Origin of the sequence: Methanolapillus africanus (assembly GCF_032714475.1) — an archaeon.
In the GTDB taxonomy this organism is placed as follows: Archaea; Halobacteriota; Methanosarcinia; order Methanosarcinales; family Methanosarcinaceae; genus Methanolapillus; species Methanolapillus africanus.
This window is the reverse complement of record NZ_JAWDKD010000013.1, coordinates 39,249-61,815: the sequence shown is the minus strand read 5'-3', so window position 1 is coordinate 61,815 and position 22,567 is coordinate 39,249. Positions and strand designations below refer to the sequence as shown.

The window sequence follows — 22,567 nt, the reverse complement described above, 5'->3', positions numbered from 1 at the left end:
GAAAGATTATAAAGGTTTTAGAAGAAAAAAATGAAAACAGAAGGGGAAAAAGAAACAATTGAATTATTTCTTTTTGCCGATTTCTTTGGATTTTTCAGCGCCGTCGATCACCGCATTCATAAATGCGGCCCGGACGCTGTATTCTTCAAGCGTTTGAATACCGACGATGGTGGTTCCGGCCGGCGAGCAAACCATATCTTTGAGAACGGCCGGGTGGTCGCCGGTTTCAATCACCATTTTGGCGGCGCCGATGACGGTTTGAGCCGCCAGAATCATCGCCGTTTTCCGGTCGAGACCGGCATAAACCGCGCCGTCGGCCATGGCTTCGATGACCGGGAAAATGTAGGCCGGACCGCTTCCGGAGAGACCGGTGACAGCGTCCAAAAGGTCTTCAGAGATTTCCATCGCGACGCCGACGGTTGAAAAGATTTCTTTGGCCAACGCCACATCTTCTTTGCTTGCATTTTTTCCGGGGCAGATGCCGGTCGCGCTTTCAAGAACGGTGGCGCAAATGTTGGGCATCACCCGGACGACGCGCGCGTCTTTGCCGATCATTTCTTCCAAACTTGCGGTGGTCACGCCGGCGGCAATGGAAATAAACAATTTTTGACCGGTCGGACCGGCGGTCGAGAGCGCTTCAGCAATGTCTTTGGGTTTGACGGCGATAATCAAAACGTCGGAGCGCTTAACGATTTCGGCGTTGTCGGCAGTGACGAAAATGCCGAAGTCCTTTCGGGCGACTTCCGCCGACGGTTCATATTTTTCACCGGCGCAAATGTTTTCCTTGGAAATGCCGCTTTTCAAAAGTCCGCGAATGATCGCCGACGCCATTTTGCCGGCGCCTAAAAATCCGATTTTTTGTTCGTTGAGTTTCATTGAAATTCCTCTTAAATTGAAACAGGGGGAACAAAACCTGTTCCCATATTTTGATCTTCATCCGGTATTCTTGAATAAAAAAATGAAATCTTATTTCTGAGTTCTTCTCTGGTTTGAACAGATAACTCCAAATGTTTACATTTGTTTAAATTTTGATTGTTTCGGTTGATTTCATCGGAATAAACATGAATTGAATCCTTAAAGTTAACCATATAACAATTTGTGATTAATTCTTTGTCTTTGTATTTGAGCTGATATGTCGGAAGGGCGTCATGCCCAGCATAAACGAAGGATTGAATTGTATTCAGCTTCGGGACAACATGAACAAAACCCGTCACAATATCTCCGAATCTTAATTCGGGACTTATCTTTTCAGCGTAAAACACGGTGATCACTCTCAGATAATTTCCACATCGGAAGACTCATGCAAGACCTCTTCCGGAAAAAACCGTTCCATGTCCTCTTCGAATTGCTTTGCCAAATCAACCCAATCGCCCGGATCGGGTATTTGATTGATTTTTTTAAAACCGACGAGGCGGTTTTCACGGTCAACGCAGACTTCGACGGCGAACCGGTCGAACATGTACTTCAAGATTTTAAAATCCGAATCGGCATATGTTTCCTGAATACTGTATTCAGAGGGGTTGATTAACAATATTTTTTCGGGCGTTTGAAGGAGGGGTTTTTGATCAGTCGTCATTTTTAATCACCATTTTTTGGATTAAAAACAGATTTGCGCCTTCCTTAAAATATCTTTTTATATTTTTTCAGAATCTATTGAATCACATATTATAAAAAAAGATGAGACGAATCGTTTTCAAAAAAAATAAAAAAAGAGATAGGTGCAGCACGACACAGTATTCAGTTCAAAAGAGAAAAGAAAAAAGAAAAAAGAGAATCGGATAAATTAATCCAACAACGCAATATTCTCTTTTCGAATCACGTTGTCGTAGTCTTTGTGTCCGAGAATTTTTTCAATATCGTCCGTGTGAACGCCTTTGATTTTGTCAATCTCTTGCGCGTCGTAATCCGTAATGCCTTTGGCGAAAACGGCGCCGCCGCACTCGATTGAAACAATGTCGCCGCGTTTGAAATCCCCGGAAACGCCTTTGACGCCTTTGGGCAGAAGACCGCCGGTTTTGATGACGGCGTCCATGGCGCCGCGGTCCACGGAAATCGTTCCTTCGGATTTTGAAAAAGAAATCCAGCGGCTTTTGTTATTGGAAATATTTTCCTCGGCCGCATAAAAGAGCGTGCCGATGTTGTCTCCGGCAACCACTTTTTCAATCACGCGGTCGATTTGGCTGTTGGCAATCACCATGTGGCAACCTGCTTTTTCACAAATTTTTCCGGCGATGAGTTTGGTGCGCATGCCGCCGACGCCTTTCATACTGGTCGGGTCGCCGCCGTATGCTTCGATTTCTGGCGTAATTTTTTCGACGAAACTGATCAGTTTCGCGTCGGGATAAACCTTCGGATTTTTGTCGTACAGGCCGTCGATGTCGGACAAAATGATGAGCAAGTCCGCTTCAATTTTGCTGGCGACCATGGCCGACAAACGGTCGTTGTCCCCGAAAACGGTGTCAATTTCATTCGTGCAGGTGCTGTCGTTTTCATTGATGACCGGCACCACGCCGTAACTGAGAAGAGAGCCGATACTGTTTCGGAGGTTCAGGTATTTGACCCGGTCGGAATAAAAGTCGTAGGACAGCAGAATTTGGGCGACCTTGGTATCGTAATGATGAAACGCTTCGCTCCAATAACGCATGAGCTCGCCTTGTCCGACAGCTGCTGCTGCTTGCCGCGCCGGAATTTCTTTGGGTTTTGTGGGAATGCCAAGCATCAGCAAGCCGACGCCAATGGCGCCCGATGTGACAATGATCACTTCTTTGCCGGCGGCGATTAAACCGGCCGTTTGAGACGCGACGCTGTCTAAAAAGACGGTGTTGACGGTGGAATCGTCGTTTGTAATCGACGTCGTTCCGATTTTAATCACAACGCGGGACAAGTTTTCAAAGAGGTCTTTTCGGTCAATTTCAGACATTTCAGTTTCATCTCGCGTAATTATTGAAGCCGGCAGTATTTTTCATCTGTCCGCTTGTGCATGTATTTTTTGGCGCCGATGCCGGTGTAGTTCGCCACCACTTGTCCGCTGCCGGATAATATGTATTTGTAAATCATGAGGCCTTCCATGCCGACCGGTCCGCGGGAATGGATTTTGTTGGTGCTGATGCCGACTTCCGCCCCTTTGCCGTACCGGAATCCGTCCGAGAATCGGGAAGACGCGTTCACCATCACGTTGCCGGAGTCGACCAATCCTGTAAATTGGTTGATGTTTTGTTTATTTTGAGACAAAATCACATCGGTGTGGTGCGACCCGTGTTTGTTGATGTGGTCAATCGCCTCATCGACGGAACCGACGACTTTTATGGAAAGAATTAAATCGTTGTATTCGCTGTCCCAGTCCTTCTCGGTTGCCTTCTGAAGGTTTGCGCCGCTCAAATCGGCGCCCGATTTTTTCAAAACTGTTTCCGACTTGTCGTCCAAACGCAGTTCAACGCCGTTGTCGGCGTATAATTTCGCCATTTGCGGCAGGAATTCGCCGGCGATTTTTTCGTTCACCAAAAGCGTTTCAATGGCGTTGCAGGCGGCAGGATATTGAATCTTGGAGTCTAAGCACACTTTTTTCGCCAGCTCGATGTCGGCGCTCTCGTCCACATACGCGTGGCAAATGCCGCTCGAATGGCCGAGAACGGGGATTCGGGTGTTATCTTGAATGTATTTGACGAAATCGTTGGAGCCGCGCGGAATGAGCAAATCGATGGAATTGTCCAGCTCGAGCATTTTGGCGACGTCCTCGCGGCTTTCCGCCAAATGGAAAGCGGCTGTGGGAATTTCGGGAATTTGGGAAATGGCGCTGATGAGCGTGTCAAAAAGAACGCGGTTGGAGTTCTTGGCTTCGCTGCCGCCTTTGAAAATGGTTGCGTTGCCGCTCTTGAGGCAAAGGGACATAACTTGAGGAACCACGTCCGGGCGGGCTTCAAAGATGACGCCGATCACGCCGATCGGGCAGCTGACTTGATAAAGCGTTAAGCCTTCGTCCAAAACAACGGTTGCGAGCGTTTTTCCGACCGGGTCTTCCAGTTTGGCGACGTCGGACACGCCGGAAACCATGTCATTGAACTTGGCGTCGCTGAGCTTTAAGCGGTCGTAAAGCGACGACGATAATTGGCCGTCTTGTTTCATTTTCTCCGCTTCTTCCAAATCCTTCCGGTTGGCGTCCATAATGGCGTCTTTGTTGTTTAAAAGCGCGTCCGCCATCATTTTCAATGCTTTGTTTTTCACATCGGTCGAAACGTTCGCCAAATGGACGGACGCCCGCTTGGCCGCATAAGCCTTCTCCTCAATTGTGCCTTCCATAAATGATTCCCGGTTTTGGTTGATTTCAGATAGAAATTCAGTTTCAATTAAAATAATAAATTCAGTTTCAATTTAAATAATATTTTGAATGAATACAACACAATAAATCGAATAACTAGAATAAAACATGATACTAAATGAATATGTCAACGAAACATAAAAATAAATAATTTTTAGATGATTGTCATGAACATCAAATTTTTTGAAAAAATATTCCGCATAATGAATTAAACTTTTTGAAATTGATCAATAATACAGTTGTTTTCGTTGTGGAGTTGTCAGCGATATATAAATAAGTTATGAATCATGATTTTTCCCCTGAAAATACAAGACGTTGGCTTAAAAATAAAAAAAAATAAAAGATAAAACAACCTTTGATGTGTTTTTATCCAAATTAATTGAGTCCACCGATGTGGCTTTGTAAACAAAAAAGGTATAATTATAGCAATAATATTTATAAAGGAGCATATCTATAATAATATGCTTAATTATTCCAAATTGAAAAAATTAACTTTTATAATTTTTCCGAATATGAAACAATTTTATTGACAGTTTTAGTTATTTGTATAACTTGATGGCGAATAGTGTATTTTTTCAGACGCGCCGGCGGGTTCATGTTCGATTTAATTATGAATGATTTAATAAAAATAATGTCAAAAAATGACAATAAAAATAAAAACAAACATAACAATAAAATAAAAACACAATGTTTAAAAACATTTGAATTTGAATATATGAAACAATAATTTATGAGAAATAACAAAGTTTTTTAAATCAAAAAAGAATTAAAAAAACTTAATTCGGTGAGTAATTTATTTCCAACGGATTTCAATAAAATAACAAAGAATAAAATTTTGATTATAAAATGAATCAATGGGAATAATATTAATAAAGGTATGAACAAGAATACGAATCGAAAATCTCAATTAAAAACGATGAGAGAAAAACAGAACCCAAAAACGATGCAAAAAAACGGATGAAAACGGCAAAAACAGTTCAAAAACAAAAACGATAAAATCGGTTAATTGAAAAAATAGTTCTCCGATTCAATTAAAAATGTAACATGTGGTGGAATAAAAATGAAATCTTTCGCTTTAATACGAGCAGATGACCCTGACAAAGTAAAAATCGCATTGCATGACCTTGAAACATATGGACATATGCAATTCAGTGACAGTCCGAAGAATATCGCAACAAAATACGCCGACCAGATTTTGATGAACGTGATGAGCGTGACGCTCAAAAATGAATGCTGTTCCGCATCATTGGTCCAGCTGGACACCCCGCCGGGCGCAGCCATCAGCAATCTGAAAAAGATTCATCCGCCGGCCCATATCATCATCATCAGTCCGCGGCACGAGAAAGTTTACGACGAACTGATGAACAATTACGGCAACTTCCCGGACTTTGACCGCAAATTCACAAACGCGATCAAACCGAAGAAGGAAGACACTTAATATTAGAAATGGATTTTTTATTCCATTTTTAATCTTTTTGACCGTTTTTCATCATTATTTTGACCGTTTTTTGCTTCAGCTTTCGTTTATTTTTATTGTTTTTTTATTGTATTTTGTTTTTTGTGCGCCGGCACGCGCGCGCGTTATGGCAATGGTTTTTCGTTTTGCGTTTTTTAAAATCCGTGGGTGTTTTTATTTGTTCTTTTTTGTTTTGGTTTTCTGACTGTTTATACTTTCAATTTGCCGGTTCAATCGGATTCGGATTCCGGATAAAATTCCTGCCGAAGCTTGCGGACGTAAGAATAAAGACTTTCAACGTCCTTGATTTCTTTTTTGGAATAAAAGAGAATCTTTTCCCGAAAAGTCAAATCGTACTTGACGTCCAAATTTTTGAATTGGTCGGCCAAACGCGCCGCCGTGATGCCGCCCCGCCGGTCCCAATCCGTTAAAAGAATCACGTCTTTGCCGGACTCCGCGATGGTTTCGCAAAACGCCGCCGACGGTTCAAACGCGCACGGCCGGATGTCGCCGGAAATGCCCAGATTTTTCAGCGAGAGGACGTCGCGCCGTCCTTCGACGACGATCACGGAACCGAGAGCGGCGTTCTCTGAAAGCGCGCTTAAAATCTCTTCCAACGCCAAAAGAGCCTCTTTTCGCCTGTCTGTTCGCATATATATTCCTCAAAACGGATGAAAATAAAAGATTTACAGTATCGTATTTATACTAAGACCCTGAAAATGAAGACAGTATTACACAAAATATAAAAACTCATATCAAAAATAAGGTTCATCATAATAAATACCATAATAAATACCATAATAAATAAAAATAAATTCAAAAATGTTATTAACCAGTCAATAAAAATGGAGAAATTCAATGCAAATTTACGATTATAAAGTTGTTAAAATTAATGCGGAAGTCGTCAACGGAAAAGTTGTTTTTGACGCGACCGGACCGCTCGCTTTGGCCGCCAAACCGGTGGTCGACCGGATCAACAAGGTGTTTCAGGAAGAAAAACCGATTTCAGTCACGGACGACGAAATTATCTTTTCCACCTGGATTCCGCCGATTCCGGGACCGGTTTTCAGCCGCATGATTCATTCTCAAATCAATTTCTCGCTTTTCAAAAAACGAACCCCGGACCAGTTTTCCATCGGCGTGACCCCGCGCTGTCCGAACAAATGCATTCACTGCGGCGCCGCCGACATGATGCAGCCGAACAATGAAATGACGTTTGAACAAATCACGGGCGCCATTTCCCAGGCGCTGGACATGGGCACTTACTTGGTGACGCTCGACGGCGGCGAGCCGATGCTGCGCAAAGACTTGCCGGAGATCGTCGCGGCAATTGACAAAGAAAGAACAACGGTTTCGATGTTCACATCCGGATTCCGGCTCAACGAAGAGCGTGCCAAAGCCCTTGCAGACGCCGGTCTCAATTCCGTAAAAATCAGTTTTGACAGCGCCGATCCGGAAGTTCACGACAAATTCCGCGGCCGCAAAGGGGCTTTCGACGACGCGATCAACGCCGTTAAAAACGCCAAAGCCGCCGGCATCATGACGGATATGTATCTCACGATTTCGCCGTACAACATCGACAACATTGAAGAGCTGTACGCGCTCGCCACCGATCTTGGCATGGATGAAATGTCCATGACCGGAATTATCGCCGTCGGCAACTGGAAAAGCCATGAAGACGAAGTAATTACCCGCGTCGACGCCAAGCGCCTGGAAGAATTCCACAAGAGAATCAACTCGACGCCCGGCGGTCCGCGCGTTTCCGCGCTCCCGTACCTGCTCGGCCCCGACATGTTCGGCTGTTTCGCCGGCAGCCGCTGGATGCACGTTGCTTCCACAGGAGACGTTTTGCCGTGCCCGTACACGCCCCTTTCCTTCGGAAACGTCAAAGACGAGCCGCTCGCCGAAATTTGGGAAAATATCGGCAAATTCCCGGCCTACAAGAAGCAATCGATGGTTTGCCTTATGCGGGACAAGGATTTCCGTTCCAAATACATCCACACGATTCCGGAAGATGCGCAATTGCCGTATTATGTGGGACCGAAAAATAAAGAAAAGGATGCTGAAAAGGAAAAGGTCAAATCATAATTAAAATAAAAAATGAAAAAAATAACATACGGGCTCGGATTTTCGTTGAAAAACCGAGCCCTTTTTTAATCGACTTTTTTTAAAAACGATTGCGATAACGCACGGGGGGCGGCGCGCCACAAAAACAAAAAATGACAAAAAGACATATATTTTGAAAGTGTTCTTTTTAAATTATGAAAAATAAATCGCGATTCATTTTCCTATCCTTCCTTCTCCTTTTGATTTGCACCGCATTCATAGGAGTCGCCGCCGCCGACACGCCGTTTTCCGGAAGCGGTTCCGGAACAGCGGAAGATCCGTACCAAATTGCAACCGCCGGGCAACTGGACGAAATCCGAAACAATCTGTCTGCCAGTTACATTTTGATGAATGATTTGGATTTAAAAGAAGCCGGTTTTTCGGAATGGAAGCCGATCAGCGGATATTGGGGGGAGGTTTTTTCCGGAAATTTTGATGGAAACAACAAAACCATCCGAAATATGTATATTGACGATGAAGAACAAAACGGAGCCGGGCTTTTCGCCGATGCCATTGGCAGCACGATTTCAAATTTGAATTTTGAGAATGCGACCGTGAACGGCGGTTATTTTTATGCCGGCGTGTTGTCCGGTACGTTTTCTAACGGAACGATTCAGAATTGCACCGTCCGAAATTCAACCGTTTCCGGACGTTTTGTCGGCGGGCTTTTAATCGGCCACGGTTTCAGAGGCGACGTCATAAACTGCACTGCCGTTGATTCAAAAATGACCAGTCTTGGAAACGGCGGAATTGTGGGACACAATGTTGAAAACAAAATCAAAAATTGTTATGTTGACAATGTATCTTTTGAAGGCGGATGGGCCGGCGGAATCACCGGGGGAACCGATTACGTCAGTTCCAATCACACCAGTTCTATCGATTCTTGTTCCGCCACAAATATCACAATCAATGTCACCGGAACATTTGGCGGAATTGCCGCAACCAGCGGGAATATAACAATCCGAAATTGTTATTCAGATGGAATTTTTGTCACCGATTCCGATGCTTATGAAACAGGATATTATACAAATGCGGATGTCGGCGGAATCGTCGGCGGCTGCTACAACACAACGATTGAAAACTGTTACACAACGGCAACCGTCAAACACAAAACAAGCCTCGGATACACCGGCGGAATTGTCGGAAATTGTACGAACACGACGATCACAAACTGCACGGCATTGAACAAAGAAGTGAGAAGAAGCGTCCCGGAAATTTCTTTTGCCGCCGCTCAATTCAAACTTTACTTTAAAACCGGACACATTGCCGGCAATGCGGAAAACAGCCAAATTACTGGTTGCTGTTATTGGAAAGGAACCGACACAAATTGGTTTGCATCCAAAAACGGACAAAAAGTGAATTCAAAAGACGTTTGGAACACGTATCCAAATTCGATTTGGACCGGCTGGGACACAACCGTTTGGACGATGGGTCCGAAAGAAAATGATAAGCTGCCGGTTTTGACCGGATTTCCGGAAACATCTGCAAACACATCATTTTTGATGCCGAAAAACGGATGATTTGAAATCAGAAACTATTTTCGAGCCAAGCAAACCGTCCCGCAAATTCTGACGCAAAAATTCCGTCGCTACGCTAGGAATTTTTCAAAGGCGGTGGGAGTCCGCTTCTAGTGAGTTCGCTACGCGAACGGCTCCCTTCGGTCGCTGAAAGTTTGGTTTTGCTTGTTCTGAATGTTCATGCAAAACATCCCGCAAAATCAGACGCTTTGCGTCTGTATTTTGCGGAATCCGATCAGTAAGATGCATTCCAATTACCAATACTGAGTTGCACCTACTGCTAACTATTTTTAAATTATAATTGCACCTGCAGTTAACTATTTTTTAAATTCCAATTGCACCTGCAGTTGACTGTTTTTAGATTGCAGTTTGCACCCACCGTTTCCAAAAATACAGTTAATTCTTGTTCCAATATGTACCTGCTGTTTACGATTCTGATTGCACCTGCAGTTGCTATTTCCCAATCCCATTTCATCGGATTCCGAGAAAATCAAACGCAAAGCGTTTGATTTTTCGGGAGGGTTTGCTAGATATCTTTAATTAATTAGATTAGATTTCCGCGACCGAAGGGAGCTATTCGCGAAGCGAATATTAAGAACAGACTTACACCGCCCTTGAAAAATTCCTAGCGAGGCGACGGAATTTTTCGGTTGATCTTTCGGGAGGGCTTGCTTGAAATTAGAAAATGAACTTCGGGATAGTTTCATTGAAAGCGAAAATAAAAACGCCCACACGATTTTAAAAACGCAAAAAGAAAAAGTGTCGCCATAACGCGCGCGGCGGCGCATCGCAAAAAAAATGTAGAAAATCCAAAAAAGAAAGAAAAAAAGAAGAGAATTATTCTCCTCTGGCCTTTTTAATTTGCGCCGCAATCTGCCGAACCGCTGCCGTTTTCGGCTGCGTGTTCGCAATCATAATGCGTCCGCTTTTTTCCCACCAGGCGCGCGGGTAAGCTTTGTCGGATTCCAATTCCGGCTCCATTCCGAGTTTTTGCGCGGCTTTTAAGATTTCGTCCGCTTTGGGATCTTGGACAGCGCTTTTTCTGGAAATGATTCGTCCTTCCGCTTTTGTCTTTTCTTTATCCAAATAAGCAGGCCAGACAACCAATTTTCCTATGTCTTTCATCATCATAAATAAGCCTCGAAATTAAAATTGATTTGAAATTGATTTGAAATAAAATTAAAATCTGAAATGATAATACCAAATTGTCCGAACCCATAAATAAACTATTTCTTTTCTTTCATTTTCCGACGTTCACAAAAGCACTTTGGATAGGAACTCTTTTCCCTCAGCGGCTTCTTCCACTGAAAAAACTTCCATGTTAAAAACGCCGTCGTAGTCGCCCAAATTTTTAAGAACGGAAAAATCAATCACGCCGCGTCCCGGACACATGTGCTCGTCGCCGCCGTAAGAACCTGTATCTTTGCCGTAATTGTCGTGGACGTGAACGTGAACGACATCCGGGGACAACAATTTAACATAGTCGGCCAGCTTCGTTTGGTCGCCGCCGCAAGTCAGATTCGCATGACCGATGTCGAGCGCCGCGCCCAAGTATTCGGAATCGACGGCGCGAACGGCCGACAAAAGTTCCTGCGCATTGCAGCACAGATTGATCGGATCCGTGTTTTCTTTGTTTTCAAGCGCCAGCATGACGCCGGCGTCTTCGGCGGATTGGGCTAAAATTTTCAAGTTGTGAATCATCCGCCCGAATGATTTTTTGGACGAATCGGTGATGACGCCGGGGTGAACCACCAAAATGTCCGCACCGGCCAGCGCGGCAATGTCAATGGATTCGTTCATCAGCTGAAAATCTTTTTTCGACATTTGAGACATGTCGACCGATAAATCCACCGGATATTCGAGCGATTTGAGATAATAAGGCGCGTGTGCGGTCGCCGGCAAATCGTATGAGAAAAATTGATCCAAAAATGTGTTGACGCGGTCCTTTTGAAGAACGCGGCCTTCATAAAGGTTCATTTTCGGAATGTAAAGTTCAACGGAATCCGCAATTTCACATAAATCGGAAAGAGGACCCGCAAAGGTAGAGACGCCGAGTTTCATAACGTCTGAAAGATGTTAAAAATAATTAAACCTTGTCTTTTATGTATAAGTATAGAATAATCAAAATACAAATGAAAATGACACATACAATACAAATTAAAAATATAAATTATAAATACAAATCTTTTTTCAATTAAAAATACAAATTAAAATCACACATCATCGGAAAAAAGAGAAATAAAAATGACAAACGACACTGTCAACCCGGTTTCCATAGAAATCCGAGCGGCGCGGCCGGATGATTTCGATCAGATCTTTCCGCTGCTCCGGCAGCTTTGGCCAGACCACAACGACTCAAAAGAAGAACTCAAACCGGTTTTTGACCGGGCGCTTACGTCTCCCGTTGATTTTTCATTTTGCGCCGTTTCCAAAAGTCAAAACAATAATCAAAATAATAATCAAAATAACAATCAAAATAACAATCAAAATAATAACCGGAATCAAATCGTCGGATTCATTGCCGGAATTGTCGCCAACAACTATTACCATGCCGGCCGCATCTGCTACGTCTCAACTTTTGTGGTGGATGAAAACGTCCGGGGACAAAAAATCGGCACAGCGGTGCTGAACCATCTTAAGAAATACGCAGCAGAGAAGGATTGCAAATCCATCGAACTGGACGCCAACTTCCACCGGGAACAGACGCACGCATTCTATGAACATTACGGATTTTCCAAAAGAGCGTTCACGTTTTTCTTGGATTTGTAATATATTTTTTAATTTTTTGAATTCATATGTTTTTCAGTTTTCGGATTTGCCATATGTTTTTTAGTTTTCTGATTTGTGACATATTTTTTAAAATGTTGTTTATAAAAATAGAGAAATTTGGCTCGAGCCTCGGAAGACTTATAAAGAGAAGAACTTTTTCATACGAAATTTGAAAAATTAAACCAAATAATTTTACTTAAATCATTTTTATTCACAGAACAGAGAGGGGAAAATGGATCCACTGATCGGCATGGGATTTTTGGCGCTGGCGGGTGCAGCGGCCGCTGTGGCCGGCTGGTCCGAAGATTTGGAATCCGACGTCGGTTCCCAAAGCAACCCGAATTCGCAGGTGCAGCTGGCGCCCCAAATGGGATACCCACACCGCTTGTTTAACAAAGCGATTTCCGGCGAACCGCTCTCAAACGCCATGATGTGCACCGTCGGCGGCGTTGTCGCCACGGTTTTGATGAGCGCTTTCGGAATGACCGCCCTTTTTGCCATTGTTTTCGGCGCGATTTTGGCCGCTGCGATTCACGCGGTTTTGGCCGCCACGTCGTTTATGGGCAGAATCGCCAGTCAAAGCCGGTTTAAACAACCGTTTTATTTAGACGTCTTACGGTCCCATTTACCGGTCATTGCCGCCTACTCATTTTTAACAACCGTTTCGATGCTGATTATTTCTTACTTGATGATCACCTATCTGAAAGCGCCCATTCCGCTGCCGATCATTGCGTTTTTGCTGGGCATTTCCGCCGGTTCCATCGGATCCGCCATCGGAGACGTTCACTACGGTGCGGAAAGACTGTTCCAAAACATGGAATTCGGCGCCGGCATCAACGCGTCTTATTCCGGAAACATTGTCCGAAAAGCCGAATCCGGTACACGTTCCGGATTTGACAACGTTTGGTTCTGCGCCAAATTCGGCGGACCGGCAACCGGAATTACGTTCAGCGCAGTCATTTTTATCACGTCTTGGATTGTTCTTTTATTCAATCCGGCATACGGCAACATCATCGGATGGACCGGCGTTTTGGCCGGACTGCTCATCGTTTTGTTCCTGTTCGCCGCGAACCGTGTTTTGGAAAAATCGTCGCGCAAAAAATTCGGACCGTACCGAGAAGAAGAAAAAACGGAGATGGTTGAATGATTGAATCATTTGCGTTATTGGTTATACTCATCTTATCCGTCTTAATCACCATCGGCGGCATTCTCATTTCTTTAAGCGTTCACTTTATCCCGGTCGGCGGCGCGCCGGCCGCCATGGCGCAGGCCACCGGCGTCGGCACAGGAACAACGCAGCTCGCCGCAGGCGCCGGATTGACCGGCTTGTTGGTATCGGCGACGGTCGTCCTTTTCTCAGACAGCCTTTGGCTGAGTCTGTTTTTAGGCGCGGTCGGTTCCGCTTTGATGATTGCGGTTGTGATGTACATGGCCAATATCACCTACATTTACGGCGTCGGCTGCACGCCCGTTTCCGGAAAACTCCAGCGGGACCCGGTCACCAAAGACCGGCAAGACATTTACGTGTCCAAAGGAACCGAAGGACACGGCATTCCGACCATTTGTTTCATCAGCGGCGTCATCGGCGGCTTTTTGGGCGGCGTCGGCGGCGCGCTTATTTTTATTGTCATTTTCATATTTGCCGGCCTCGGATATTTGTTTGCGCCGACCACCGCCGTTTCGATTGCCGTTATGCTGTCGATCGCCCTTTTCTTCATCAACGCCGTGATTGCGTCGTACAACATCGCGGGAACCATTGAGGGCTTCCACGACCCAAAATTTAAAAAATGGCCCAAAGCCGTCGCCGTGTCCGCCGTCATGACATTTATTTGCGGCATGATCGCGCTTTTGGCTGTCGCCAACATCGGAGGAATTATATGAGCCTGAATGCGACGCCAAACGGCGCAGCCATGTCTGAAAACCCGCCGGGCAAAACGAAAAAATTCCTGCCGCACAAAACGGTTGCCGCCATCGGAATCATCGGCGCGTTCGCCGGCATTTACTTGCCGGTTGCGCTGTCACGCTTGATCTTGAACATTTGGGGCGCTTACGTTCCCGCCGTCACCTTTTCATTTTTGGCCGGCGCCGGTATGATTCTTGCCCTGTTGTGGGCGGCCGACAACGTTCGAAAGATTGCGAAATACGGCCTGGGAACCGGTGTGCCATCAGTCGGCATGTACGGCGTCGGCATGGGCATGATTGCGGCGCTTTTTGGGCTGTCGATTTCCTGGTTGTGGGGACCGATCGCCGGGTTTGTGTTGGCGGTTGCCATCGGCTGGATCGGCGGTTGGTTAGTCAACCACGTCATCGGGCTTAAAATCCCGTCCATGGAAATCCGGATGGCTGAAGTCACCGCCGGCAGCATGCTCGGCTTTTACGCGTCGTTCGTCACCATATTCGGAGAGACGGCGACCATCGATATTTTAACTTATTTGATTACCGGCGCAATCGCCATCGGATTTATGGGATGCGCACTTGTCATTTTCCATGCTTACAACGCCAATCTCGGACCGGACGAATCTTTGGACCGGACGCGGACGCTGTCGGCGCTGGACGGATCCTTGTTGATGCTGGTCTTGGGCGTCGTTTCTTTTGTGTCCGGAGACCGGATCGGACCATTGGTCACAATCTTTATGTCAATTGTTTTCATCATTATGCTGTACCGTAAATATTGGACTTTGGTCAAAAGAGACGCCTACGCGGTCAGGGAAGCCGGTTTGCTTCCGGCCGAAGAGGAATTATTATGAAAATTCAAATATCACCGGAAACGGAACTGGTTATGGATCCGCTGACGTCCGTGATTTCTAAACAAAAAACATTGACGGAAAACCGTTCAATGATGGCGCTGATTCAAAAATTAGATGAAACGGAACGGGCAGTGGACAGTCTGATGAACGCACTCGCACCCGATAAGCCGCTCGCCAACTCCTGGCGCGGCCGGGAAAAGACGTCTGTCGGCGCCGGCATGGTTACAAACATTTTTTACGGCATGGTCCTCGGCCTGATCGTGATCGGCCTGTTTCTCATTTTGATATTTTTAACGGGAGGATTTTAAATGCCGGAAAAGAAAGAAGCTGCAGCCGGATGGCCGATGTTGAAAGGCGAATACCGGGCGGGCGATTCGGCGTCTTGCGTCGCCGTCGTGACGTGCGGTTCGCACTTGGACGACGAAGCGCTGATTAACGCCGGCGCCGCCGTTTCCGGGTCCTGTAAAACGGAAAACCTGGGCATTGAAAAACTGGTGACGCACATCATTTCAAACCCCAACATCCGGTTTTTGATCGTTTCGGGCGCCGAAGTGAAGGGACACATCACCGGCGAAGCGATTTTAATGCTGCACAAAAACGGCATCGCCAACAACCGGATTGTGGGCGCGAAAGGCGCGATTCCGTACGTTGAGAATTTATCTGTCGCGGCGGTAGAGCGCTTCCGCGAACAAATCGAATGCATCGACATGATTAATGTGGAAGACGTCGGCGCGATTTCAAAGAAGATTCAGGAATGTATTCAAAATGATCCGGGCGCTTTTCCAAAGCCGCCGCTTCTGCCGGACGTTAAAGGCGAGGGAGAGGACGACGGCACCGAAAAAACAGGCGGCACAGACATTGAAATGGGACCCGGACAACCGGTTGGAGCGGCCGGGACGCTGAGCATTGAAGGTTTGTCCGCGCTCATGATGACCATGCGGTTAAAAGCCGTCGACCAAAAGGTGGCCGGAATCGGCGATTACAACAAATTCCAAGCCGGATACCACGCGGGACGGATTGAAGGATTTGTCATCGGACTGATTGCGGTTTTGCTTCTGTTCGGATTATTGGTCTTGATTTTATAATGATATTATAACAAACGAAAAGGGATACGAATGGCGAAAAAGAAGCAAAATTCGGAAGAGATCTATATTGATCATTTGGTGGCAAGCATTCAGATGCGCTGCCAGTTGATTTCCCGGTCTTTGAAATTGGATTCCGGCATCGAAGCGACGCGGGTTGCCGGGTTTGCCATCGGGTTTGGTTTGGCGCTTTTGTTTGTTGTTGTGATTCCGGCATTGGTTTTGTATGCGTACGGAATGCTTTAAGAGGATGGATTTTATTAAAAAAAGAGGATTATTATGGTGGAATCAATCACAGCCGAGTATGAAGAAATCCTAAGCCGGTTGGACCGCTTGGATGAAAAAGCGGAATTTGTCAGCGCCGAGGTCGCTCAGCGGATGGGCCGAAAACTCGGCCGGGAAGTCGGCATGCTGTACGGTTTGGTGGCCGGCTTGTTGCTTATTTTAATTTATTTATTGATTTGAGGCGTTTTTATGTTTAAGTTTGACAAACCCCAGGAAATTTATGAAATCGGCGGCGTCCGTTTCGGCGGCCAGCCCGGCGAAGTTCCGACCGTGATTATCGGAACCATGTTTTACAACCGCCACAAAATTGTGACGGACGCGGAAACGGGCGTTTTTGACAAAGCGGCCGCTGAAAAGTTATGGAACGACCAAGTGGAAATCTGCGATCAAACCGGAATCGCCTGCGCCAATCAGTTGGTCGGCGAAACGCCGCAGGCCATGAAAAATTACATTGACTGGTTTGTCGACATCGAAGACAAAGCGCCGTTTTTAATGGATTCGTCCGACGGCGCCGTCCGCTCTTTTGCCGCGCAGTACGCGACCGAAATCGGCATCTGCGACCGGGCAATTTACAATTCCGTCAACGCGAGCATTGAAGAAAAGGAAATTCAAGCGTTGGTGGAAAGCGACATTGAAGCGTCGATCGTTCTCGCGTTTAACGCCGTCAACCCGACCGTTCTCGGAAAAGTTGAAATCCTGGAAAAGGGCGGCACCGGCCTCAAAGGCGGCCTCCTTCAAATCGCCAAGGACTGCGGCATCACAAAACCGCTCATCGACATCGCCGCCGTCCCTCTCGGATCCGGCGCGGGCGCGTCCATGCGCGGCATTACGGCCATCAAAGGTCATCTCGGCTATCCGGTCGGCGGCGGTTTTCACAACACGGCGTCGGCTTGGGATTGGATTCGCGACTTTAAGAAAACAAAAGAGAATCCGAAAGAATATTATTTACCGGCAGACGTCGGCACCAATTTGGTGGCACAGACGCTGGGCGCGAACTTTTTGCTGTACGGGCCGATTGAAAACGCGAAGTATGTGGCGCCGTCCGCTGCGATGGTCGACATTATGCTCGAAGAAAACGCCAAAGAACTCGGTATCAAGCTGACCGGCGAAGAAAAATTGCCGATCGGAAAATTGATCTGATTTCTTTTCTCTTTTTATTTTTTTGCGCCATCGAGCGCGCGCGTTATGGCGGCACTTTTTCATTTTGCGTTTTTAAAAAACGGTGGGTCGGTTTTTTTGGCTTTTTTTCAAAACCAACGGACATTTTTTGATTTTTTTCAAAACCGACGGGCGTTTTTTTTGAAAACACAAGCAAACCATCCCGTAAAATCAGATGCGAAGCATCTGTATTTTACGGATACCGCTGAGCATGTACAATCTGAACAGTTACAGAAGATGCAAAACGGTACCAAGAAAAACCTGTATTGTTCGGAACAATAAGATGTAAATCGGTACTAAGAAAAACCTGTATTGTTAGAAACAGAAGGTGGGAAACGGTACCAAGTAAGACCTGTATTGTTAGAAACGGAAGATGCAAAACGGTACCAAGAAATACCTGTATTGTTAGAAACAGTAGGTGCAAAACGGGAACAAGAAAAAACTGTATTTCTGCGACCGAAGGGAGCCGTTCGCGAAGCGAACACAATGGATTCAGACTCACACAGTCCTTGAAAAATTCCTAGCGAAGCGACGGAATTTTTAGAAACGCCTATTTCCCATGCGGATTATTTTTATTTTAGAGATTGAAAACCACAACGATTAACTCAGACATTAATTATATATAGATTAATATATTATAATATGTTTTAATCTTTTTAAATCATCTCTGAAAATATTCATGTACAATATTTTCATACTTAATAAAAAGAGGATTATCCATGGTTGATACAACAAGCACAATGCCGAAACCGGCTGAAAAGGAAAATGCGACAGCCGCCGGAATCGCTCCGGCCGCGTCCAAATCGACCGCTAAACCGGTCATGTCAAGCACAAAACCGGCGGCACCCAGAACAACGGCAAAACCCGCAGCAGCCAATCCGGCCGCAAAGCCGGCTGCCAACCCCGCTGCTAAAACTGCAGCAAAACCGGCAGCAAAACCGGCATCTAAACCCGCTGCCAAACCGGCGGTAAAGACAACATCCGGCGCCGCATCAAAACCGGCTGCCTCAAAATCTGCCGCCGCCAAACCGGCAGCCTCAAAATCCACCGCTGCCAAACCGGCCGCATCCAAATCATCATCTGCATCTAAAACCGCCGGAACAAAAACCGCTGCGGCCCCCAACAAAACAGCCGCCAAAAAACCGGCACCCAAATCTGCCGCCAAGCCGACAGGCGCAGGCGCAAAGAAAATTCCGGTTAAAAACGCCGGCCAAGATGACATTGATGATATTGATATCGAATTGTCTTTCGACGATGTCAATGAAATTTTATTTTACGATGATGAAGACACCCTTGAGGAGGAAAACAATATGTACATGAAAAAAGAGAAGAAGAGCAAGAAAAGCAAAGTCAAGAAAGTTGAAAAATTGGCCTACTACGGCATTATCATTGGTCTGGCCGCATTCCTTCTCCACTTCTTGGCCGGTAGACACCACCACCAGTAAAACCATCCCATAATCGATGTGAAATGAAAACAAAGCCCGGACGAGGCAACTCGTCCGGGCGTTTTTTATTTTCCACCGGACAGTTGCTAATTTATTTAAAAGATAAAAATTCGATAAAAAAAGGATGTTGATCGCTCAACATCCTAAGAATTGTCAATTGACAACCTGTTTACTCAACAACGGTTGCGAATGCGTATTTCGGGAGCACTCTTGTGATTTTGACGGTGACTTCTTCGCCGGCTGCGGTGTCCGGAACAAAGATGACATAGCCTTCGATTCTGGCAATGCCGTCGCCTTTTTGAGCGATGTCTTCGATTTTAACATCATAGGTTTTGCCTTCGGAAACCGGGGCGGTCACGTTTTCGTTACTGTTCTTAAACATTGAATTTTTAAACATTTTAATCTACCTTTGAATTTGTGTTGCTGAATAACGCTCCTGAAAGCGAAAACAGCACGAAAAACTAATTTAAAAGAGACCAATCCATATATGTCAAATTGCGAAAGCAAAAGCAGAAGGCTTAGTATAATTCTAATAAATTAATTATGCATTCATGGCAAGGATGATATAAATAGGTTCCGACGTTGCTCCCATTTGTGAAAATCCTTCCCGATTGATAAAAATTAAATCAACAAAACGCAACGCTGCATAAAAAATATCATGAGGATAAGTAGGACGCAGCGGGAGTTTTTAGAAAACAGATCTGAATTAAAAAAGCCGATTTCGGAAACCTTTATATAAGGTCAAACGGATTATGGGATATTCGTTTTGAGGGGATTCTACCCGAAAAGACGGGCAAGAAGCCGTTTTTAAAAGCGGTTCTTTTTTGCAAAACTTAAACCAACATCAACCAACATTGTGGGCCCGTGGCTTAGTCAGGCAGAGCGGTGGACTCTTAATCCATAGGTCGGGGGTTCAAATCCCTTCGGGCCCGCTCAATTCTTCTTTCTTTCAGGAATAATTTTCAGTAAGTCCGGTTATTTGAAAATCTCAATAAAAACCGCACACCGTTTTTTTAAAACATTTTCAAAAATGAGCGCCATAACGCGCGCGCGGAACCGCCGGCAAAAAAAGCAGAGTAGCAACTTGTAAGGAATACTTACAAATTCAAATAACGAGACAGCAGAGGAATAAAAAAAGAAAATTAAAATCGGAAAATCCGATTTCATTTTACTTATTTTTACAATTTATCCGTTGACGGAACCGTTGTTAATTTGGAAAACTTGACGCCGTTTAAGGACAGAATTTTTTCGGCGAGCAATTTGATTTCAATGCCGTCGCCTTCAAGCACAACGACTTCCAAACAGTTTTCGTGGTCTAAGTGAACGTGAATCGACGTTTTGATGATGTTGGAGTGCTCATGCTGAATGTCGGCCATCATATTGGACAAGCCGCGTTTGGTGTGATCGTAGACCAAAGAAATGGTGCCGACGCGCTTTCCTTTGATGTCGTTCATCCATTCGTAATGGTTGATGTAGCTCCGAATCGCGTCGCGAATGCCTTCCGAACGGGAAGAATAGCCGCGTTCTTCGATGATGTTATCGAATTTTGTGAGCAGATTGTCCGGAAGCGAGACGCCGATACGCATCAATTCTTTTTCGGTTTTTTTGTCGTCGATCATTTTTCCACCATTTGATCTTATGTTGATTTTGAGATTTTTAAATTCGTATGAATTTTGATATGATTTTGAATATTTGATTCATGGGATGGTTCCGGAAAAGAACCGTCGTCATACAACAAATAAAATAAACTCTTTTTACATTTATAAGACTTTGTGTTATTCTTGCATCCGGCGGTAATACTTAGTATCCAAAGACGGAACATCAGTTTTACGCAAGTAAAGTTGTCCAAAAATTAAATTTATATACACGGACGACAGTTTTTAAAAATAGTCGTTTGAAGAATGTATGTAAAAAATGTGAAGATGCGTATACAAATCAAATCAAAACGTAACACGAATTCAAAAACATTTTTGGACAAAAATAATAAATGAGGCATCAGGATGGACATCAAAAATTCTGCCGTCGGTTTGGCGCTTTTGGCGGCGCTTCTGTTCGGTTTAAACGCGCCGTTTTCAAAACTCCTGCTCAACGATATCCCACCGATGCTGATGGTTTCCCTCCTTTATTTGGGCGCCGGAATCGGCATTTTTGCGATGCGGTTGTTCTCCCGCGCTGCCGGTTCCGACAAAAAAGAAGCGAAGATTACCAAAAAAGAATTGCCGTGGACAATCCTGATGATTCTTTTAGACATCTTGGCGCCGTTTTTGCTGATGCTCGGCTTGATGATGACGACCGCGGAAAACGCGTCGCTCCTCTTCAATTTTGAAATGGTTGCTACCTCCGTGATCGCGCTTGTGTTTTTTAAAGAAGCCGTCGGCAAACGAATGTGGCTGTCGATCGGCATCATCACAATCGCGTCCATCATTTTGTCCATCGACTGGACAGCCTCAACCTTCCACTTTTCCACAGGATCCTTCTTGGTTCTCGCCGCTTGCTGCTGCTGGGGACTTGAAAATAATTGTACGCGAAACATGTCGGAAAAAGATCCGGCTCAAATAGTTATTATCAAAGGGTTCGGATCCGGACTCGGCGCCGCCCTGATTTTCTTTTTGTTTGAAAGAACGCCGATTTCCGATATTCCCCTCCAAGCCCTTTTCTTTGCAATGGTTCTCGGATTTGTGTCTTACGGCCTCAGCATTTTTCTTTATGTCAAAGCGCAGCGTCATTTGGGCGCCGCCCGGACAAGCACATATTACGCCGCAGCGCCGTTTATGGGCGTCATTGTGTCGTTCATCATTTTCGGAACGAACGTTACGCCTGCTTTTTGGATCGCAGCCATATTGATGATGATCGGCGTTTGGCTGGCCGTCAAAGAAAACCACAGTCATGAACACATTCATGAAGAACTGACGCACGAACACGGTCACAGCCATGACGACGGCCATCACAATCACGCTGACGGTCAGACCGTTCATTCAAATCCGGACGGCACGAACACGCACACACACGTTCACACACATGAAACAAAAACGCACGCACATGCGCACAATCCGGATATTCATCACCGGCATTCACATGAATAACAAAAAAATAAGAAGTGAAATCGGAAAAATCAAATACTTAAGTGATTGATTTGAATTATTCATCAAATTCGAATATTCATCAAATTCAAATCAGGAGAAAAATTATGCCGACATCATCACTCAAAGCAGGCGACAGCGCCCCTGCCGTTTGCCTTTTGAATCAAGAATCCCAAAAAACATGTTTGAAAGACTTCCTCGGAAAATGGATTGTCTTTTATTTTTATCCGAAAGACAACACCGGCGGCTGCACAAAAGAAGCGATTGCTTTTTCCGAACTGAAAGATCAATTTGAAAAAGAAGGCGCCATCATCATCGGCGTCAGCAAAGACAGCGTCGCTTCTCATCAAAAATTCACGGAAAAGCGCGAACTCAAAATCATGCTTTTATCGGATGAAGAACTCGTGGCCAACAAAGCGTTTGACGTCTGGCAGCTCAAGAAATTCATGGGCAAAGAAAACATGGGAACCGTCCGAACAACATTTTTGATTGATCCGGACGGAAATATTTCAAAGATTTGGAATAATGTGAAAGTGGATGGACATGCAGATGCTGTTTTAGATGAATTGAAAAAACAAAAACAGAATAAGTAAAATCTATGAAAAAA

At 45.2% G+C, this 22,567-nt stretch carries 24 protein-coding genes and 1 tRNA gene; 16 read left to right on the top strand and 9 right to left on the bottom strand.

Annotation, left to right across the window (positions count from 1 at the left end; all coding sequences use genetic code 11):
* Positions 1 to 63: 63 nt before the first annotated feature.
* The 4 genes from proC to MsAg5_RS03425 all read right to left on the bottom strand — a co-directional run bounded on the left by proC (position 64) and on the right by MsAg5_RS03425 (position 4,296).
* Positions 64 to 876, bottom strand: a complete 813-nt coding sequence (gene proC, locus MsAg5_RS03440; protein WP_338099225.1) for a pyrroline-5-carboxylate reductase — start codon at positions 874 to 876, stop codon at positions 64 to 66.
* A 397-nt stretch (positions 877 to 1,273) separates the two neighbouring features.
* On the bottom strand, positions 1,274 to 1,576 hold the full coding sequence (locus tag MsAg5_RS03435; RefSeq protein ID WP_338099224.1) for a hypothetical protein: 303 nt from the start codon (positions 1,574 to 1,576) through the stop codon (positions 1,274 to 1,276).
* A 207-nt stretch (positions 1,577 to 1,783) separates the two neighbouring features.
* Positions 1,784 to 2,920, bottom strand: a complete 1,137-nt coding sequence (gene proB, locus MsAg5_RS03430) for a glutamate 5-kinase (RefSeq protein WP_338099223.1) — start codon at positions 2,918 to 2,920, stop codon at positions 1,784 to 1,786.
* Positions 2,921 to 2,940: 20 nt separating this feature from the next.
* Positions 2,941 to 4,296 carry a glutamate-5-semialdehyde dehydrogenase gene (locus tag MsAg5_RS03425; protein ID WP_338099222.1) on the bottom strand — a complete coding sequence of 452 codons (1,356 nt, stop codon included), beginning with the start codon at positions 4,294 to 4,296 and terminating at the stop codon, positions 2,941 to 2,943.
* A 1,079-nt stretch (positions 4,297 to 5,375) separates the two neighbouring features.
* Here MsAg5_RS03425 and MsAg5_RS03420 point away from each other — a divergent pair.
* Positions 5,376 to 5,753, top strand: coding sequence for a DUF356 domain-containing protein (locus MsAg5_RS03420; RefSeq protein ID WP_338099221.1), 378 nt, complete (start codon positions 5,376 to 5,378; stop codon positions 5,751 to 5,753).
* A gap of 248 nt (positions 5,754 to 6,001) precedes the next feature.
* On the opposite strand, the gene MsAg5_RS03415 is transcribed toward MsAg5_RS03420, so the two are convergent.
* Positions 6,002 to 6,424: a toprim domain-containing protein gene (locus MsAg5_RS03415; protein WP_338099220.1), complete on the bottom strand. Its 423-nt coding sequence runs from the start codon at positions 6,422 to 6,424 to the stop codon at positions 6,002 to 6,004.
* Between the two features lie 205 nt (positions 6,425 to 6,629).
* On the opposite strand from MsAg5_RS03415, the gene MsAg5_RS03410 reads away from it, so the two are divergent.
* The gene (locus MsAg5_RS03410) at positions 6,630 to 7,859 is read left to right on the top strand and encodes a radical SAM/SPASM domain-containing protein (protein ID WP_338099219.1); all 1,230 of its coding nucleotides are present in this window, start codon (positions 6,630 to 6,632) and stop codon (positions 7,857 to 7,859) included.
* Positions 7,860 to 8,032: 173 nt separating this feature from the next.
* Positions 8,033 to 9,397: a M26 family metallopeptidase gene (locus MsAg5_RS03405; RefSeq protein ID WP_338099218.1), complete on the top strand. Its 1,365-nt coding sequence runs from the start codon at positions 8,033 to 8,035 to the stop codon at positions 9,395 to 9,397.
* An 834-nt stretch (positions 9,398 to 10,231) separates the two neighbouring features.
* Here MsAg5_RS03405 and MsAg5_RS03400 read toward each other — a convergent pair.
* Both MsAg5_RS03400 and MsAg5_RS03395 read right to left on the bottom strand, forming a co-directional pair.
* Complete coding sequence (locus MsAg5_RS03400; protein WP_338099217.1) at positions 10,232 to 10,525, bottom strand: signal recognition particle protein Srp19; 294 nt, start codon at positions 10,523 to 10,525, stop codon at positions 10,232 to 10,234.
* A 123-nt stretch (positions 10,526 to 10,648) separates the two neighbouring features.
* A complete protein-coding gene (locus MsAg5_RS03395) occupies positions 10,649 to 11,455 on the bottom strand; it encodes a sugar phosphate isomerase/epimerase family protein (protein ID WP_338099216.1) in 807 nt (268 codons plus the stop codon).
* Between the two features lie 183 nt (positions 11,456 to 11,638).
* Here MsAg5_RS03395 and MsAg5_RS03390 point away from each other — a divergent pair, with 183 nt between their 5' ends.
* From MsAg5_RS03390 to MsAg5_RS03345, 10 genes are all read left to right on the top strand, one after another.
* Positions 11,639 to 12,163 carry a GNAT family N-acetyltransferase gene (locus MsAg5_RS03390; protein ID WP_338099215.1) on the top strand — a complete coding sequence of 175 codons (525 nt, stop codon included), beginning with the start codon at positions 11,639 to 11,641 and terminating at the stop codon, positions 12,161 to 12,163.
* A 232-nt stretch (positions 12,164 to 12,395) separates the two neighbouring features.
* Positions 12,396 to 13,310: a tetrahydromethanopterin S-methyltransferase subunit E gene (mtrE, locus tag MsAg5_RS03385; protein ID WP_338099214.1), complete on the top strand. Its 915-nt coding sequence runs from the start codon at positions 12,396 to 12,398 to the stop codon at positions 13,308 to 13,310.
* Positions 13,307 to 14,044, top strand: a complete 738-nt coding sequence (gene mtrD, locus MsAg5_RS03380) for a tetrahydromethanopterin S-methyltransferase subunit D (RefSeq protein WP_338099213.1) — start codon at positions 13,307 to 13,309, stop codon at positions 14,042 to 14,044. Before mtrE ends, mtrD begins: the two co-directional genes overlap by 4 nt.
* On the top strand, positions 14,041 to 14,910 hold the full coding sequence (gene mtrC / locus MsAg5_RS03375) for a tetrahydromethanopterin S-methyltransferase subunit MtrC (RefSeq protein WP_338099212.1): 870 nt from the start codon (positions 14,041 to 14,043) through the stop codon (positions 14,908 to 14,910). The genes mtrD and mtrC overlap by 4 nt, the downstream gene beginning before the upstream one ends.
* Positions 14,907 to 15,218, top strand: coding sequence for a tetrahydromethanopterin S-methyltransferase subunit MtrB (mtrB, locus tag MsAg5_RS03370; protein ID WP_338099211.1), 312 nt, complete (start codon positions 14,907 to 14,909; stop codon positions 15,216 to 15,218). The genes mtrC and mtrB overlap by 4 nt, the downstream gene beginning before the upstream one ends.
* On the top strand, positions 15,219 to 15,995 hold the full coding sequence (gene mtrA / locus MsAg5_RS03365; RefSeq protein ID WP_338099210.1) for a tetrahydromethanopterin S-methyltransferase subunit A: 777 nt from the start codon (positions 15,219 to 15,221) through the stop codon (positions 15,993 to 15,995).
* A 30-nt stretch (positions 15,996 to 16,025) separates the two neighbouring features.
* On the top strand, positions 16,026 to 16,238 hold the full coding sequence (locus MsAg5_RS03360; protein WP_338099209.1) for a tetrahydromethanopterin S-methyltransferase subunit F: 213 nt from the start codon (positions 16,026 to 16,028) through the stop codon (positions 16,236 to 16,238).
* A 33-nt stretch (positions 16,239 to 16,271) separates the two neighbouring features.
* Positions 16,272 to 16,457, top strand: a complete 186-nt coding sequence (gene mtrG / locus MsAg5_RS03355; protein WP_338099208.1) for a tetrahydromethanopterin S-methyltransferase subunit MtrG — start codon at positions 16,272 to 16,274, stop codon at positions 16,455 to 16,457.
* A 9-nt stretch (positions 16,458 to 16,466) separates the two neighbouring features.
* Positions 16,467 to 17,417: a tetrahydromethanopterin S-methyltransferase subunit H gene (mtrH, locus tag MsAg5_RS03350; RefSeq protein ID WP_338099207.1), complete on the top strand. Its 951-nt coding sequence runs from the start codon at positions 16,467 to 16,469 to the stop codon at positions 17,415 to 17,417.
* 737 nt (positions 17,418 to 18,154) lie between these two features.
* Positions 18,155 to 18,880: a hypothetical protein gene (locus tag MsAg5_RS03345; protein ID WP_338099206.1), complete on the top strand. Its 726-nt coding sequence runs from the start codon at positions 18,155 to 18,157 to the stop codon at positions 18,878 to 18,880.
* A gap of 169 nt (positions 18,881 to 19,049) precedes the next feature.
* Here the strand turns inward: MsAg5_RS03345 and MsAg5_RS03340 are convergent, their stop codons facing one another.
* On the bottom strand, positions 19,050 to 19,262 hold the full coding sequence (locus MsAg5_RS03340; RefSeq protein WP_338099205.1) for a TRAM domain-containing RNA chaperone: 213 nt from the start codon (positions 19,260 to 19,262) through the stop codon (positions 19,050 to 19,052).
* A 476-nt stretch (positions 19,263 to 19,738) separates the two neighbouring features.
* On the opposite strand from MsAg5_RS03340, the gene MsAg5_RS03335 reads away from it, so the two are divergent.
* Positions 19,739 to 19,812 (top strand) — tRNA-Lys (locus tag MsAg5_RS03335).
* 246 nt (positions 19,813 to 20,058) lie between these two features.
* Here the strand turns inward: MsAg5_RS03335 and nikR are convergent.
* Positions 20,059 to 20,499: a nickel-responsive transcriptional regulator NikR gene (gene nikR / locus MsAg5_RS03330; protein ID WP_338099204.1), complete on the bottom strand. Its 441-nt coding sequence runs from the start codon at positions 20,497 to 20,499 to the stop codon at positions 20,059 to 20,061.
* Positions 20,500 to 20,880: 381 nt separating this feature from the next.
* On the opposite strand from nikR, the gene MsAg5_RS03325 reads away from it, so the two are divergent.
* Both MsAg5_RS03325 and bcp read left to right on the top strand, forming a co-directional pair.
* On the top strand, positions 20,881 to 21,963 hold the full coding sequence (locus MsAg5_RS03325; protein ID WP_338099203.1) for a DMT family transporter: 1,083 nt from the start codon (positions 20,881 to 20,883) through the stop codon (positions 21,961 to 21,963).
* A gap of 104 nt (positions 21,964 to 22,067) precedes the next feature.
* Positions 22,068 to 22,553, top strand: a complete 486-nt coding sequence (bcp, locus tag MsAg5_RS03320; RefSeq protein ID WP_338099202.1) for a thioredoxin-dependent thiol peroxidase — start codon at positions 22,068 to 22,070, stop codon at positions 22,551 to 22,553.
* Positions 22,554 to 22,567: the final 14 nt, after the last annotated feature.